This window comes from Glutamicibacter sp. St.4D3 (assembly GCF_059728615.1).
The window spans coordinates 1,807,143-1,823,341 of sequence record NZ_AP039380.1 but is presented as its reverse complement, the minus strand read 5'-3'; the positions used below and the strand labels follow the sequence as shown (position 1 = coordinate 1,823,341).

The window sequence follows — 16,199 nt, the reverse complement described above, 5'->3', positions numbered from 1 at the left end:
GCGGTGATCTGCTGATTCTGCGTCAGCTCATCGGTGTCCGTGACCCATCCAGTCGGCAGGCCCATGAGCCATTCGACGAATGCTGGTGCCGGGCGGGGGCCGTCGGCGTCGTTCAAGAGGGCTGGCGCTGCAGCGGATCGTCCGGTGATGTGTTCCCAGCGGGTGATGGCGTCGGCGTAACGTCCCCAGCGCTGAACAGTCCGTCGATCAGAGAACACAGAGTCTCCGATTCGGCTCTCCTGCTCGGCGAGCCAGCCGGCCCGTGGAGTGCGAAGTCGATGATCTGGTGCGAGAGCGCGATCGTCCCTCGCCTCGCTCGCACCTGATCGCGAGTCTCCCCGCCGCGCGAGGAGTCCGTCGCCAGCGGGGTGCGGGACGGCGCGCCGGGCGAGGGCGAAGATGCGGAAGCGTTGGTGAGGAGCGCCGACAAGGGAAGCCGGTAGGCCGATCCATCGCGCATCCAGCCGCAGGTCGGCCAGATCGCCGAGAACGGCGCCGAGAGCCCGTAGAGGTCGAGCTGCGTTGTCTCCCAGATGCCACGGGTCGGATTCCACGCCGTGAAGGGTTGCGCCGTTGGGGGTTGCATCGCCGGGGTTGCGTCGGTCATGGTCGTCTCCTTGTGCGGGTGGCCGCGTCGCGGGTGAGGACAGCAGCCCGCGAACGTTCTCGATGACGACCCATTCGGGCTAGAGCGCGTCGATGGCTGCCGCCATGTGCGCCCAGAGCCCCGAGCGCGTGCCGGGTGCGAGGCCGGCGCGCTTGTCGACGGTGGACGCGTCTTGGCACGGGAACCCGCCGATGAGGATGTCCACGGGCTCGACCTGGCTCCAGTCGATGGCCGTGATGTCGCCGAGGTTCGGTGCGTCGGGCCAGTGGCGGGCGAAGACGCGGGCGACGGGCGCGTTGAGTTCGGAGAACCACACGGTCTTGGCGTTGAAGACGTGCTCGACCGCGAGGTCGAGGCCGCCGTAGCCGCTGAACAGCGACCCGATCCTGAGTTCTGAGCCGCCGCTGGCGTCGAGGTCGTGCATGAAGTCCGCTCCGGTGACGGTCGTCCCCTGCATCGCCTCATCACGAAGCTGATGCAGAGCTGGTCACCTGTCAGGTGCACGGCTCCAGCACGCGCCCGCTGCTCAACCGAGCTCTCGCTTGTCGCCGCCCGATGCCTCCACCTCCGGCCTCCGCTCCGACCGCCGTCCGAGGTCACACGCCTCTTGCAGGTCGAGGTAGAAGTCACCGGGTACGGGTGCTCACCTGCTCGCCAGGAGCGGAGGTGAACATGACGGTTTCGATGCGCGTGATGTCGGCGGGTGATGGCTACAAGTACCTGCTCAAGACCGTCGCGGCAGCCGACGGAGACCGGCCGCTCTCGACGCCGCTCACGCGCTATTACATGGAGGAAGGCACCCCGCCTGGTCGCTGGCTCGGCGCGGGCGTAGCGGCCCTCGGGAAGGGCGAGATTCAGGTGGGCGACCGAGTATCTGAAGACCAACTCCATCTCCTGATGGGCACGGGTTGCGATCCGATCACCGGAGACAACCTCGGTCTGGCGTTCCCGGCACACAAGAGCCAGGAGGAGCGGATCGAAGCGCGGATCGCCGAACTCGAGCCGACCATGACACCTGGGGCCAAGGGAGAGGCGGTCGCGCAGATCGTTGCCGAGGAGACTGCCCGGAGTACCCGACGAGCGGTGGCAGGCTTCGACTTCACCTTCTCCATCCCGAAGTCCGCATCAGTGGTGTGGGCAGTCGCCGATGCCGAGGTTCAGGCACTCATCGGGGAAGCGCATCATCGTGCGGTTGCGGAGGTGGTTGCGTTCATGGAACGCGAGGTTGCAGCAACGCGGACGGGCGCAACCGCCGGGGACGGCGCGGTTGCCCAAGTTGATGTCACCGGGCTCATCGCGACCGCCTTCGATCACTTCGACTCCCGCGCCGGCGACCCCCACCTCCACACGCACGTGGTCATCAGCAACAAGGCCAAGACCGTCCTCGACGGCAAATGGCGATCACTCGATGGCAGGCCGATGCACGCCGCCGTCGTCGCCCTGTCCGAACTACACGAAGCCGTGTTTGCCGACCACATGACGCGCACCTTCGGCGTCTCCTGGGAGGCCCGAGAGATGGGTCGCTACCGAAACCCGGCAGGGGCAATCACTGGGGTGCCCGAGGAACTGATCGCCGAGTTCTCGACCCGCGCCCGTCACATCGATGCTGAGACCGATCACCTCATCGCCGAGTACGTCGCATTGCACGGACGACGCCCGACACCAGCATCGATCATGAAACTCCGAGCCCAAGCAACGCTTGCTACCCGGCCTGAGAAGCAGGTCCGATCCTTGGCTGAACTGACCGCCGAATGGCGGGAGCGCGCCACGAAGTTGCTGGGGCGGGATGCGACGACCTGGGCGCGCGAGGTGACCGACAATGATAGACCGCTCCTGCTGCGTGCCGACGACGTGCCGCTTGACGTGATCGGCGAGCTGGCTGGGTCGGTCGTCGAGGTGGTCGGTGAGAAGCGTTCGACCTGGCGACGGTGGAATCTCATGGCCGAGGCGTCCCGGCAGACGATGGGCTGGCGGTTCGCCACTATGCAGGACCGGGAAGCCGTCGTCGCGATGGTCGCCGACGCCGCCGAGCTCGTCTCGCTTCGTTTGACGCCGCCTGAACTCTCCGCTTCGCCGGTTGTGTTCCGTCGGCCCGATGGCACCTCGGTGTTCCGGCCGAAGAGCTCAACGGTGTTCACTTCCGAGTCCCAGCTCGCGGCCGAGGACAGACTCCTTGAACGAGCAGCGAACCTGGCCGGTCCGACGGTACAGCTCGCGACGGTCGAGAAGATCACGCGCAGTCCCGACGCGGATGGCCGGATGCTCGGCGACGACCAGGCCGACGCTTTGACCCGCATCGCAGTCTCGGGACGCGCCCTCGATGTACTGGTCGGTCCCGCCGGGGCTGGGAAGACCACCGCCATGTACGCCCTCCGCCGCGCCTGGGAAGCCGAGCACGGCACCGGTTCCGTTGTCGGGCTTGCACCGTCAGCGATCGCAGCCCAAGTCCTCGCCGATGATCTCGGTATCGCGACGGAGAACACGGCGAAGTGGTGGCAGAACCACCTTCTCCACGGCACGACGTTCGAGGCGGGCCAGCTCGTCGTCATCGACGAAGCCTCCCTCGCTGGCACCCTGTCACTGGACCGCCTCACCCACCTCGCCCAGGACGCGGGCGCGAAGGTGCTGCTCGATGGCGACTACGCCCAACTGCAATCCGTGGATGCGGGCGGTGCGTTCGCGATGATCGCCAGAGACCGGGCCGACACCCCCGAACTGGTCGACGTCCACCGCTTCACCCACTCCTGGGAAAAGACCGCCTCACTCGAACTACGCCACGGACGCACGGCGGCTATCGACACCTACCGCATCCGCGAGCGCATTACCGACGGCGACGCCGAGGCCATGACCGATGCCGCTTACAACGCCTGGCGCGCCGACCGCGACGCCGGACTCATCTCGGTGCTGATCGCCGAAACCCACGAAGACGTGACCACGCCGAACGGACGCGCCCGTGCCGACCTGATCCTCAACAGGACGCTGAACCCCGATCGCGAGGTCGAGCTGCGCGACGGCACCGCCGCAGGCGTCGGCGACACCATCATCACGCGGCTCAACAACCGGAAACTCCGCACCCTGACGGGGCGGGACTGGGTGCGCAACGGCGACATCTGGACTGTCACCGCCGTCGGTGACGACGGGACCGTCACCATCGCACACGACTACGGGACCGGCACCGCGGTCAGGGAAGACGGAACCATCAAGGCTCGGAAGCGTGGGCGCAGGTTCGGTGGCACCATCGTGATTCCGGCCTCGTATGTGGCTGAGCATGTCGATCTCGGCTATGCAGTCACTGCCTACCGTGCCCAAGGCATCACGACCGACACCGCGCACGTTGTGGTCGAGCCGACTTCGACGAGGGAGACCTTCTACGTCGCGATGACCCGGGGACGGCACGCAACCCGCGCTTATGTGACTTTCGACCGCGCCGACGGCCACGCCCAGCCGCACCCCGGCGACGACCCGCATGCCACAGTGCGAAGCGTGCTCTACGGCGTTTTGCAGCACAGCGGCGCCGAACTCTCGGCGCACGAGACCATCGTGGCTGAGCAGGAGCAGTGGGGCTCGATCGTGCAGCTCGCTGCCGAGTACGAGACCATCGCCGCGGTGGCCCAGCACGATCGCTGGGCAACCCTCGTCCGCAGCTCCGGGCTCACCGACGCACAAGCCGAGAGCGCCGTCGGGTCTGAGGCGTTCGGCCCGCTCGCGGCTGAACTCCGACGCGCCGAGGCCAATCATCACAACGTCGATGTGTTGCTGCCGCGCCTTGTGGCCGCGCGCGGGTTTGGTGCCGCGGACGACATCGCCGCCGTCCTCCACTACCGGGTCGAGCGGGCGACCGCGCGTCCGGCAGGATCAGGAAGGGCTCGCAAGCCATCGCGGCTCATCGTCGGCCTCATCCCATCGGCGCGCGGAGTCATCGACGCCGAGATGCGAGCGGCTCTCGACGAGCGAGAGGAACTGATCGAGGCGCGCGCCGACGCCGCACTCGAAGCTGCGCTGACGGAGAGCGCACCGTGGACGGAAGCTCTTGGAGCGCAGCCGAACGACCGACGACGGGCCGCGGCCTGGCGCAAGGCTGCCCGGGTTGTCGCCGCCTACCGAGACCGCTACCGCCTCACCGAGGACACACCCCTCGGCACCGCGCCAGAGTCTGCCGCGCAGAGGATCGACGCGGCGCGGGCGCGTACAGCCCTAGACAGAACGCTGAACCTCGCTCGCGTCGAACAAGATCAAGAACACTCCCGACACTCTGGGACCCAGCGCACCGGGCCGTCGCTGTGAGCCAGAACGAGATTCGGAGCGCTGCAGCCGCTGTGTCGTCCAGCCCCGACCCCGACTCCTCGGGCATGATGGAAAGCACCATGACAGTTCGAGCTGGATCGGCGACACGTATTTCCTGACACCGTTCGCCAGGACGGAGGCAGACGTGGCCGCTGAAGAGGTCTCGGTCAACTTGGGAGACGCGACGCCCCGACGCTTGCTCGTGGATTGGGCGAACGGGCAGGACGCATGGGTGCGTCAGATCACTGCCGAGACGATCCTCTCTCGACAGGCGCCGAGCGATGCTCTGCTGGACGCCGCCTACACTACCTTCCTTGCGGAAAAGGGGCTTGGCGACGGGGAGGCCCCGGAAGTTTCGAAGCTTGAACTCGTCGCCACGGATGCGGCGGAAGAGGAGACTCTTGAACTCGTCAGTCTGACGAATATCGAAGGTGTCAATGCGCTCGCCGCTGACCAAGAACTTGGCTTCGACCCGGAACTGACCGTGCTCTTTGGGCAGAACGGATCGGGGAAGACGGGGTATGCACGAATACTGAAGCGCATCTCGGCGGTTCGCACCGCTGAGGACATCCTGCCGAACGCGCACACCGCCTATCTCGACAGCCCGCCGTCGCCCAGTGCCACCATCCAGTACCGACTATCTGGCACGGACTCCTCGGTGATGTGGAAGGACGAATCCGGCCTTGCGCCATTCACCCGCATCAGCGTCTTCGACGCGAGCGCAGTCTCGTTGCACGTTGACAGCGATCTGGGTTACGTCTACACGCCGGCCGAACTGGCACTGTTTGGTCACGTCGCTGCCGGGCTGCAAGGTATTCAGCAGCGGATCGCCACCGAGGTCAAGGCCTTGGCGCCGGGGAGTAACCCGCTGTTGTCGAGGTTCACGCGAGGTACGAAGGTCTATCCCGTGATCGAGACCCTGGGTGCTACCACGGACCTCGCGGAGCTTGACGCACTGGCAACGCTGCCGGACGGTGCCGAAGCCAACCGCGAGCGTCTCGAAGGTGAGATCGCGGCATTGCGCTCCAACTCGCTCGACGCAATTCTTTCCAACACACAGGAGACGGGACGTCACCTCAATCGGCTGCACGGCGTGCTTACAACGGCGATGAACTTCGATGCGGTCGTCTACGAGAAGGCTCGGGTGAAACTCCAGGAGGCTGAAGGTCGAAGGACAGAAGCGCGAGAGCAACTCTTCAGTCAGGATGAGTTGCCAGGCCCAGCAGATGGGGAATGGCAGGAGTTCATCGTTGCCGGAGACTCATACCGCCAACACCTTGGCCGCGAGCACTATCCAACTGCCGGGGACAAGTGCCTCTACTGCATGCAGGAGCTCAGCCCGACGGCCTTGAATCTGCTGACTCGATATCGCACGTTCCTCGATGAAACGCTTGTCCGTCAGGTCGAGGACGCGAACACCGAGGTGCGCAACTCCAGCCTCAGGTTCGACGAAGCCGAGCTCACCCGCGCGAATGAGTTCGCCACAGAACAGCGGGATGGTGAAGACCCTCCGGCATGGGCCACTCAAGCATGTGAGGTGCTCGCTACGGCTCGGGCCGCCGCGCAGGACACTGCGAATGGGACGCCCGTGACCGCAGGCACCCTCCGAGAGAGCGTAGAAACAGTAGCCTCGACGGTCGCAGCCGAACTGGCGACTGCACGGGCAGCGATCCAGCAGATGTCGGAGGACAAAGCGAATGCGACAACCGCGCTCACCGGAAAGCAGAAGGAACTTTCAGAGCTCGCTGCACGCATTGAGTTGAACCGGAACATCGCCGCAGCCCGCGAGTATGTCCGACGCGCGCGAAGAGCGCAACAGCTCGAAAAGCTCTCACGGGTCATTTCAAGCGGCGCGTCGAAGCAGCTCACGGTCCAGTCCAAACTCGCCAGCGAAGACCTCGTGAACAAGAACTTCGAGACGCTGTTCGCCGAGGAGTGCGCGCGCCTCCGAGCGCCTCAAGTCGCACTTCGGTTTCAAGGGCGCAGCGGGCAGGCGCAACGCAAGAAAGCGGTCGCCTCATACAAGCCCTCTGCGGTGCTCTCGGAAGGTGAGCAGAAAGTTCTGGCGCTGGCCGACTTTCTTGCCGAGAGTCGGATGCGAGGGACCAAAGCACCTCTGATCTTCGATGACCCGGTGACAAGTCTCGACTACCGCAGACTTGATGAGGTTGCTGCACGCATCCAGAATCTCGCCGAGACACATCAGGTCGTTGTTTTGACCCACAACATTATGTTCGCGTCAGCGCTGATGGCAGCCAGGCAGAACAAGAAGCTCAGGACGAAAATATACGAGGTGCGCGACGGTGGAGAGGTCAAGGGAATTCTGGCTGCCGACGTCGAGCCGAGACTCGATACGCCGGCCGATCTAGCCAAGCGGATCAACGTCAAACTTCAAGAGATGACCAGCGCGGAGCCCGTGGTCCAGGATGCACTCATCAAAGAGACCTACGACCTCATTCGCGCCTGGTGCGAAGCATTCGTTGAGCAGGAACTCTTGCAGAACGTCACACAGCGATATCGCAAGAACATCATGATGACCCGCCTGTCGAAGATCGACAGCTCTCGGCTCGACGCTGCCATTGCAGTCATTGATCCCCTCTTCGATCGTGCTTGCGAACGGATGACCGGACACTCTCACGCTGCCGAGTACATGAGCACCAAGCCGACTGTGAGCGAAGTGCAGGAAGACTGGGAGAAGGCGAAAGCAGCGCGCTCGGCATACATCTCCACCTGAACGCCGGATCGGCGTCGAAGCGGCTCGCAGGCGGCTACAGGTCGCGGGTACTCATCGACTTCGTGGCTACTGAGCGTCGCCCTGTACCGCGGGATGCCGCAGAAGCCCGGATCGCGCTTGCGCTGTTATGTCCTCGTGGAGAGAGAAGGTCCGTGACATCCGTGACCAGTGAAGCGCCATCTCGCAGGAGTTGGTGTGGCCCGGTGCTCGTCGCACTGGTCACCGGGCCGGGAACAGCTCCGACTGCACGCCCGAGTTCGTGCGCATGCCGGGCGACGGTCATCGATCCAGATCGAGCGCCAGCTTCGACAACGACGGTCGACGCGGCGAGCGCAGCCAGGAGCCGCGTCCGAGCAATGAAACGATGGTGCGTCGGCACCGCGCCCGGTGGAACCTCACTGACAAGAAGGCCGAGGCCTGCCACCCGCTCAAGCAGTTCACGGTGACCCATCGGGTACATGCGGTCCACGCCGTTCGCCATGACAGCGATCGTGTCGCCGCCTGAAGCGAGGGCCGCTCGGTGGGCAGCGCCTTCGACGCCGTATGCACCGCCGGCCACGATGATCCGCTCAGCGCTGGCGAGGTCGGAGGCAAGCTGCCCGGCCACATGCTCGCCGTAGGAGGTCGAGGCCCTCGCGCCGGTGATCGTGACGAGATCGTTGAGCGATCGCGCGAGGAATGATGCGGAGCCACGAGTCCAGAGGATGTACGATTGCCGGTCGCCAAGATCGTCGAGCGCGGAAGGCCATTCTTTGTCGCCGGGAATCAGCGTGCTGATACCGGCGCGCCCTGCTCCGACGATGTTCTGCTCAAGTGTCCGAGCATCTGAGCGCTGGAACTGGGCACGCCACACCTGAGTGTCAACGGTACTGAACCCCGGCACCGCGCCTTCACCCTCGGCGAGCCGAAACAGGTCAATCGCACCGAACTCGCCCAAGAGGCGACCCGTCACGGCATCGTCCGGTTCAACGAGCATCGAAAGCGCCATCCGCGCCGTGCGCTCGTCCTGGACTACCTGGCTCAAGATCGTCATCGTCGGCTCCTCTAGCTTCTACAGAAAGGTGCGCGCTGCGACGCGGGAGCCGGGGGTGAGGGTTTCGTGAACGCCAACCCCGGCGTACAGTGGATGGTGAGGCAGGTTCTCCTCATATTGCGGGTCCTCCGGGACGGCCTTCGGGCACTGACACACGTTCTGCCTCCTCGAGGGAGTAACACGTGTGACGAGAGGTCCGCCATGTTCCGCCTTATCTGGACGCTCAGCGTTCGCACCCGCGACTACTTGCACCGCTACATGCCGAGCAACCGACTGCTCGCTGCCATCCGCACCCGTCGCGGACTCAAGTGGGGGACACCCGCGATGCTGATCGCACTTCCATACTTCCTGATCGCCAGCGTCTGCTCTGGCGCGGCAGCAGACGGCGGTCCTGGCTGGCTCCACCTCATCGTGCTGTGGGCCTGCTGGAGCGCACTGAAGTTCATCATCATGGGACCCGTGAGCGTCGTTCTACTCACTCGTGCGCGCCTGCGCGAGGCCGTGATCCGTCGGCACCAGAGCTGCGAGGCGGTCGCCGAAGCAGACAGGCGTGTGCCATTCCTTCATTCCTAGGCTCAACCGCCGACGGCAGCGGATGCCGTGATTCGCGAACGACGCCCTCCGCCAGGCCGGATCACGACACCATGGGAAGCGAGTGCTTTCCGGACAGCCTGAGGCCCCGCCCCAACCTTCACGCCGACCTCTACCAGCGTCAACCCGCTGAGGTAGAGGTCGGCTGCTTCGTGGATGCGGGAGGGATCGAACCGACCACGACGGATCGCCACCTCACGCCGGCTGAGGTGCATGGCCACCGTCCGGCGGTTCACTCCGAAGATGGATCCCAGCTCGACGAGCGTTGCGCCCTCGCGGTACTGAGCCACCAGATCGTCGACTTGTTCGGGGCGAAGGAGGGTTTGAGCCATCCCAAGTGTTCGCACCACTCGCCCCCTTGAGTCGGAAACGGTAGGTGCCGAGGGGCGTCGGTCGTGGTCGTAGAAGCTCCGTGACCTGCGCAAAGACAAGGTTTTCAGGTGTGGGCAGGGGTTCTCAAACTCTCTACGGAGGTCCACCGAATAAGAGATGGCGTCGGGTTTCCGGCGTCATCTTCTTTTTGTGCCCAGGTATATCGCTAGGAATAGCAGAAGCGGCAGCGAAGTTGCCTATGTTCTCAACGCACTCTGGCCCAGTACCTCGCAGGAAGCGATCTCCACGGGTCTAGGTCGGGCTCATGCTGAGAGAAGCGGGTAGCTGTGCGATGCCTTGCCTGAGGGCTCTGGCGATGACGGGGTTTCGGCTAAACGACGAAAGCCGCTCATTCGCGCGTCAAGCCGAGGTTTGTTAGTCCCTGGCAGTTTTCTTGGATTGAACCATTCAGCACGTCACCTCGAAGCTTCGTTCCGTGCACTGTCGGCTGTTCAAGTTTTAGGACCGCTTCAGTTCCTGAATCCGGTTGACAAGATATCCGATTGTTCATCCGGCGATGCCAATAGCAGGAACACGCCGAAAGCTAGCGGTACGCTGAACCATGCGCTGAATAGAAGCAACGGCAACACGGTCACGAGCATCGCAAGGAAATGCACGAGCGATCGTTTCGCGAGCGGCCATGAATTGATGTCATAGATGGGCATCGCAGCAATGGTCGCCGCTGCGATCAGTCCCGCAAACAAGGTGCCTTTCGACTGTCCGGCATCCTCGATGAAGAACGCAAGGGTGACCATGATCACGCCTGTTACTGCGCCTGAAACAAGGAACGGCGTCGCCTGCTTCACGCTCCTCGCCCTAGCGCCTTTGCGCGGGTCGGCGGTAGTGAGGAACGCGTTTTGGGTTCTCACGTCGTTGTCGTTACAGCGTGGGCACGGGCCGATCTGGAGGGGCCACCCCTTCTTGCGTGGTTGCCCATTGCCCAGCGTGTTCCTGGTCGCCGCGTTTGTCTCAAAGCAGGCTGGCGCCTCATTCGCTGGGAAGCGGCTGCCACTACTTACCCTGCTTGAGGAGCGAGGGCCCAGTTTGTGAGGCCTTCGAGGATGACTTCACGTGGGAGCGAACCAAGGATGCTGCGGATCAGTGCCGGTTAGTCCCGTGGACGATGTACTGCTAATTATTTGCCGGGGGAGGCCTGGTGATTTCGGAGCCTGTCAGAGGGATTGTGTAAGACCTCTAGTCAGTTGATAGAAACGACTAGGAAGAACACACGATGACCGTTGAGAAAGACCAGGATCAGACCCCGATGAAGAATGCCTCCGACGTTGCCGAGAAACTCGCCGCCCTGGGTTCCATGGATGCGGTCAAAGAGTCCGGGGCGTTCGATGAGCTCATGGGGTTTATTGACCGAGGAGAGATCCAGCTCGATGGCAAGGACGGGTTTATTCAGCAGATCATCCGCGCCGGACTGGAGCGCGGGCTAAAGTCCGAACTGACTGAGCACTTGGGATACGAAAAGGGCGACGGGCAAGGACGGTTCGCCCCGAATTCCCGCAACGGTTCCTACCCCAAGACCGTATCCACGGTGGCCGGGGACGTGGACCTGCAGATCCCGCGGGACCGGGCCGGAACGTTCACCCCCACCCTGGTGCCCAAGGGGTCGCGGCGTACCGGTGGCCTGGATGAGATGATCGTGTCTCTGTACGCCGGGGGCATGACCGTGCGGGATATCGCCTACCACCTGGAAACCACCATCGGCACCGAACTGTCCCACGACACCATCAGCAAGATCACCGACGAGGTGCTGGATGAAGTCGCTGCATGGCAGGAACGGCCCTTGGAGGAGTTCTACCCGATCCTGTACCTGGATGCGATTGTCATCAAGGTCCGCGACGGGCACCAAGTACGCAATAAGGCCGCGCACATGGCCGTCGGGGTGAGCGTGGAGGGCATCAAACACGTGCTGGGCATCTGGGTGACCGAGAATGAGGGTGCGAAGTTCTGGGCTCAGGTGTGCGCCCAGTTGGCCAATCGAGGCGTGAAGGACGTGCTGATCGCCTGCTGCGACGGGCTGACCGGTTTCCCCGAGGCGATCGAGGCGACCTGGTCCAAGGCCACGGTGCAGACCTGCGTGGTGCACCTGATCAGGACGGCGAACCGGTTCGTGTCCTACACCGACCGCAGGGCGGTCAGTGCCCAGTTGAAGAGTATTTACACTGCTCCGAGCATCGAGGCCGCGCAGGCGGCGTTGGAGGACTTCGAGGCCAGCGAGTTGGGGCGCAAGTACCCCTCGGCGGTGGCGACCTGGCGCAACGCGTGGGAAAGGTTCACCCCGTTCTTGGAGTTCGCCCCTGAATTGCGGAAGGTCATTTATACGACGAACGCGATTGAGTCGATGAACTACCAGCTGCGCAAGGTCACTAAATCCCGAGGGCATTTCCCGTCCGATACGGCGGCGGTAAAGATGCTGTGGCTGGCGATCTGTAATATCGAGGATAAGCGGGCCCGTGAACGGTTCAAGGACGCTGCCAGGAAAGGCCGCACCCCGCGCGCTGGTGCCGGTTCGCACCTGGTGGAAGGCGCTGGGACGAACGGGTGGAAACAGGCATTGCAGCAGCTGGCGATGGCTTACCCGGAACGTGTCGAGCCGTACGTGAACTGAGTATTACAAGCCCTGAAAAACAGAGGTGACTAGGGGCTTACACAATCCATCTGACAAGCTCTGATTTCGGGTTAAGTCCCAAAATGTGTGTACAGAAACCCTCAAAACCATCTAACCACTAGGGGCAACACCTCAATCACATGCTTTGAAAGCATGTACCGTGGCAAAAGTTGGAAACCGACCTACCTGTGGTGTATGCAAAAATAAGCTCGTCAAGAACGGGAAAACCAGCTCCGGGCGCACACGCTGGCGGTGTAAGATCTGCGGCGCGTCAAGTACCTTGGCCCGTCCAGACACCACCGCCAAAGCCCAATTTAGGGCCTTCCACCAATGGGCCACCGGTAAGCTCTCCGTGTCCGACACCGGCATTGCCCGTTCCACGTTCTACCGCAACACCTACTGGTGCTGGAAAGTTCACCCGACCTTGATCCCGACTGGGGAACAATACCGGTACCTCATGCTCGACGGCACCTACTTCAACGGCTTCTGCGCCCTTACCGCCTACAACGGCCAACACATCATCGGCTGGCAATACTGCGACCGCGAAAAAGTCGCTTCCTGGACCCTGCTGCTGCAACGTCTGCCAGCCCCGGACCTAGTGATCATTGACGGGCACGGCGCCCTGGAATCTGTCATCAAAGCGCTATGGCCCGAAACCCGCATCCAACGCTGCTACTTCCATATCCGACAAACCATCCACAAACACCTGACCCGCAACCCCCGCACCATCCCAGGTCAGCAACTCCTTTCACTGATCAAAGCGCTGAAAGACATCACCACACTTCAACTGGCCAACAAGTGGGAAGAACAATTCATGGCCTGGCGGGCCATGCACGAAACCACCCTCAAAGCCCGCACCTACGCCAAGGACCACGCCGGCAACAGACCCTTGCACGTCAAGCCCAACCAGGTCTGGTGGTACACGCATCTGCGCCTACGTCGAGCTGATCGCCTCATTCACGGGTTGCTGAAGAATAAGCAACTGTTCACATGGTTAGAAATGGCCGCAGAAGATGAGACGCTTCCTCGGACCACCAGCCCCTTAGAAGGAGGCATCAACGCTGGCATCAAAGACCACCTGCGGGCCCACCGCGGCCTGAAAGCCAAACATGCCATGTCCTTGGTGAGCTGGCACCTGTACCAGCGGACGCAGAACCCGGTGGATCCATGGAGCTTCGTGACCCCCAAGCATTGGTCGGCCAAACCAGCCCCACGACCCGTAACCGAAGAAGACCCGGGCCCCGAACTATACGGCCGGCACTTCAGCTACGAAGACGGTAACGGCATCCAAAAAGGATGGGGCGGACGCCGATGACGCAAACATGACAACGACTCCATACACACATTTTGGGACTTAACCCGTGATTTCCGGTTCGCCTACGGTTCGAACCCCTTAGGCGAACGGGAAACTGGCGGCACAATCAAGAAAACCCGCCCTCACCAGTGATTGATGACCTCGTGAGGGCGGGTTTCTTAGCAGTGGAGCTAAGGGGAATCGAACCCCTGACCTTTTCATTGCGAACGAAACGCTCTACCAACTGAGCTATAGCCCCTGACTTAATCGAGACTACTCCTGTCACTTGGTAGTTACCAAATCGGTTTCCTGTCAGGTTCGATACTTACCGGATAGACGCCGCTCACGCCGCTCGCTCAGAATTTCCTGTTTGACTACGCATCGGCTGGAATTGGGTTCCTTCGCCTCGGTAGGGTGAACACAGGTGGGCGTGGACTGTGTGCCTACAGCAGGGGAGAAGGGGAAGCATGATCGAATTTCGTGCAGTACAGATGCAGTACCCGGGCGGCACCATTGCCGTGCGCGATTTCAGCTACACGATCCCCTCCCATAAGGTGGTCGCCCTGGTTGGCTCCTCCGGCTGCGGCAAGACCACTTTGCTGCGGATGGTGAACCGGATGGTCGAGCCGACCTCCGGCAGTGTGCTGATCGATGACGAGAGCGTGGCCGACGCCGATCCAGTGCGCCTGCGCCGCTCAATCGGCTACGTCCTGCAGGCCGGGGGCCTGTTGCCGCACCGGACCGTGCTGGAGAACATTGCCACCGTACCCATGCTCAACGGGACTGCGCGCCGTCAGGCGTTGGGCGAAGCTGAAGAGCTGCTTTCCCGGGTCGGCTTGGACCAGAAGATGGCCCAACGCTATCCGGGGCAGCTCTCGGGCGGGCAGCAGCAGCGCGTGGGAGTGGCTCGGGCCTTGGCCTCGGATCCGAACATCCTGCTGATGGATGAGCCGTTCGGCGCGGTTGACCCGATTGTGCGCCGTGAACTGCAGGACGAGCTGGCCCACCTGCAGCAGCAGCTGGGCAAGACCATCGTGCTGGTCACCCACGATATCGACGAGGCATTCCGGTTGGCCGACGAGGTGGTGATCCTGCGCGAGGGTGCCCAGATCGCCCAGGCGGGTTCACCCACCGAAATCCTCAGTGATCCGGCCGATGACTTTGTCCGCGAATTCACCGGTGCACACCGCGGCAGCCGCCAACTGAGCGAAAAGCTGGTGAACGGAACTCGGCTGGCGGTCGATGACCGGGGCCGGGCGGTAGGGGTGCTGCCTTCGTGAACTGGCTGAGCCATTCCTGGCCTTGGATCTTTGAGCTCACTGCACGCCACCTGGCACTGAGCGTGCCGGCCATCGTGCTCAGTGTGCTGATCGCGGTGCCGCTCGGGCGACTGGCGTACCGTCATCCGCGGGTGGGCGGAGCGTTGCTCTCGGCCGCGACCCTGCTTTACGCGATTCCGGCCCTTCCACTGCTGATCATCATTCCAGCACTCTTCGGGTTCTCATTGCGGTCCCCGGCGACGATTATCGTGGCGTTGACGCTGTACGGCATCGCATTGATGGTGCGTACCGCCGCTGATGCGTTTAACGCCGTGCCTGCTGAGGTGCGTCAGGCCGCGATGGCGATCGGCCATTCCCCGCGTCAGACGTTCTGGAAGGTGGAATTGCCGCTGGCTATCCCGGTGCTGATTTCCGGAATGCGGGTGGTGGTGGTCTCCACGGTGGGGCTGGTGACGATTGGGGCGCTGGTCGGCATCGCGAGCCTGGGCACCTTGTTCACGGATGGTTTCCAGCGTGGAATCACCGCCTCGGTGCTGACCGGGATTATCGCCACTGTCATCCTGGCCTTGGTGCTTGACGGGCTGGTGCTCCTGCTGGGTCGCATCGCCACCCCCTGGGCCTCCCAGCACGTGGCAATCAAGGCCCAGGACACCACCCGTGAGGTGAGCGCATGAGCTTGTTCTTGGATGCACTTCAGTGGCTCGCTGAGCCCACCCACTGGTCGGGGGCGAATGGCATCGGCACCCGGCTGGGTGAACACGTTTTCATCACGCTGCTGGTGGTTGTGGTCGCCGCCGTCATTGCCTTGCCCGTTGGGATTGCCGTGGGACACACCGGCCGCGGCCGGACCCTGGTTGTGGGCGTTCTCGGAGCGGCACGTGCCGTACCCACGCTGGGGCTGCTCACCCTGTTGGGGTTGTGGCTCGGGATTGGTTTGAAGGCTCCGGTCATCGCGCTGATCATCCTGGCGATTCCTTCACTCTTGGCGGGTGCCTACGCGGGGGTCGAATCGGCTAACCGCACCGTGGTGGATGCGGCCCGGGCGGTGGGCATGAGCGAAGGCCAGCTTATCCGCCGTGTCGAGCTGGCCCTGGGAGCTCCGGTCATCATTGGCGGCGTGCGCGCCGCAGTGCTGCAGGTCATTGCCACGGCAACCCTGGCGGCCTACACGGCCGACGTCGGGCTGGGCCGCTACCTGTTCGCCGGCCTGAAGACCAGGGATTACGCCCAGATGCTCGCCGGAGCCATTCTCGTCGCGGTGCTTGCCGTGCTGGCCGAGATCCTGTTGGCTATGTGGCAACGACGTGCACGGCGCAAAGCGAGCCCGGCGGCCCGTGAAAGACAGGATTCGGAGCTGTCCGGCAACGGCAGCCAGGTATAAGGA

At 63.2% G+C, this 16,199-nt stretch carries 13 protein-coding genes and 1 tRNA gene; 8 read left to right on the top strand and 6 right to left on the bottom strand.

The features are described 5' to 3' along the window. Positions 1 to 112: 112 nt before the first annotated feature. Positions 113 to 607: a hypothetical protein gene (locus AC6I21_RS08365; RefSeq protein ID WP_497762177.1), complete on the bottom strand. Its 495-nt coding sequence runs from the start codon at positions 605 to 607 to the stop codon at positions 113 to 115. Between the two features lie 79 nt (positions 608 to 686). Next, positions 687 to 1,064: a DNA cytosine methyltransferase gene (locus AC6I21_RS08360; protein WP_497762176.1), complete on the bottom strand. Its 378-nt coding sequence runs from the start codon at positions 1,062 to 1,064 to the stop codon at positions 687 to 689. A gap of 215 nt (positions 1,065 to 1,279) precedes the next feature. Between AC6I21_RS08360 and mobF the strand changes: the two genes are divergently transcribed. Further along, positions 1,280 to 4,891 (top strand): MobF family relaxase, encoded by a 3,612-nt coding sequence (mobF, locus tag AC6I21_RS08355; RefSeq protein WP_497763412.1) that lies wholly within the window; start codon positions 1,280 to 1,282, stop codon positions 4,889 to 4,891. A gap of 145 nt (positions 4,892 to 5,036) precedes the next feature. Continuing rightward, positions 5,037 to 7,625, top strand: coding sequence for an AAA family ATPase (locus AC6I21_RS08350; protein ID WP_497762175.1), 2,589 nt, complete (start codon positions 5,037 to 5,039; stop codon positions 7,623 to 7,625). A gap of 34 nt (positions 7,626 to 7,659) precedes the next feature. Here the strand turns inward: AC6I21_RS08350 and AC6I21_RS08345 are convergent, their stop codons facing one another. Beyond that, a complete protein-coding gene (locus tag AC6I21_RS08345; protein WP_497762174.1) occupies positions 7,660 to 8,658 on the bottom strand; it encodes a DNA-processing protein DprA in 999 nt (332 codons plus the stop codon). A 201-nt stretch (positions 8,659 to 8,859) separates the two neighbouring features. On the opposite strand from AC6I21_RS08345, the gene AC6I21_RS08340 reads away from it, so the two are divergent. After that, positions 8,860 to 9,231 carry a sulfate permease gene (locus tag AC6I21_RS08340; RefSeq protein ID WP_497762173.1) on the top strand — a complete coding sequence of 124 codons (372 nt, stop codon included), beginning with the start codon at positions 8,860 to 8,862 and terminating at the stop codon, positions 9,229 to 9,231. A 2-nt stretch (positions 9,232 to 9,233) separates the two neighbouring features. On the opposite strand, the gene AC6I21_RS08335 is transcribed toward AC6I21_RS08340, so the two are convergent. Continuing rightward, a complete protein-coding gene (locus AC6I21_RS08335; RefSeq protein ID WP_497762172.1) occupies positions 9,234 to 9,581 on the bottom strand; it encodes a hypothetical protein in 348 nt (115 codons plus the stop codon). Between the two features lie 510 nt (positions 9,582 to 10,091). Then, positions 10,092 to 10,427, bottom strand: coding sequence for a DUF3021 family protein (locus tag AC6I21_RS08330; protein WP_497762171.1), 336 nt, complete (start codon positions 10,425 to 10,427; stop codon positions 10,092 to 10,094). 425 nt (positions 10,428 to 10,852) lie between these two features. On the opposite strand from AC6I21_RS08330, the gene AC6I21_RS08325 reads away from it, so the two are divergent. After that, a complete protein-coding gene (locus AC6I21_RS08325; protein WP_497762170.1) occupies positions 10,853 to 12,241 on the top strand; it encodes an IS256 family transposase in 1,389 nt (462 codons plus the stop codon). A gap of 160 nt (positions 12,242 to 12,401) precedes the next feature. Then, a complete protein-coding gene (locus AC6I21_RS08320) occupies positions 12,402 to 13,556 on the top strand; it encodes an IS1249 family transposase (protein WP_497762169.1) in 1,155 nt (384 codons plus the stop codon). Between the two features lie 165 nt (positions 13,557 to 13,721). On the opposite strand, the gene AC6I21_RS08315 is transcribed toward AC6I21_RS08320, so the two are convergent. Then, a tRNA-Ala gene (locus AC6I21_RS08315) sits at positions 13,722 to 13,794 on the bottom strand. Between the two features lie 208 nt (positions 13,795 to 14,002). On the opposite strand from AC6I21_RS08315, the gene AC6I21_RS08310 reads away from it, so the two are divergent. From AC6I21_RS08310 to AC6I21_RS08300, 3 genes are read left to right on the top strand one after another with little or no spacing between them, the layout of a single operon-like run. Then, entirely contained in the window at positions 14,003 to 14,815 is an 813-nt protein-coding gene (locus tag AC6I21_RS08310) for an ABC transporter ATP-binding protein (protein WP_497762168.1), read from the top strand. Next, on the top strand, positions 14,812 to 15,489 hold the full coding sequence (locus tag AC6I21_RS08305) for an ABC transporter permease (protein WP_421013697.1): 678 nt from the start codon (positions 14,812 to 14,814) through the stop codon (positions 15,487 to 15,489). The genes AC6I21_RS08310 and AC6I21_RS08305 overlap by 4 nt, the downstream gene beginning before the upstream one ends. Further along, positions 15,486 to 16,196 carry an ABC transporter permease gene (locus AC6I21_RS08300; RefSeq protein ID WP_421013696.1) on the top strand — a complete coding sequence of 237 codons (711 nt, stop codon included), beginning with the start codon at positions 15,486 to 15,488 and terminating at the stop codon, positions 16,194 to 16,196. The genes AC6I21_RS08305 and AC6I21_RS08300 overlap by 4 nt, the downstream gene beginning before the upstream one ends. Positions 16,197 to 16,199 lie beyond the last annotated feature (3 nt).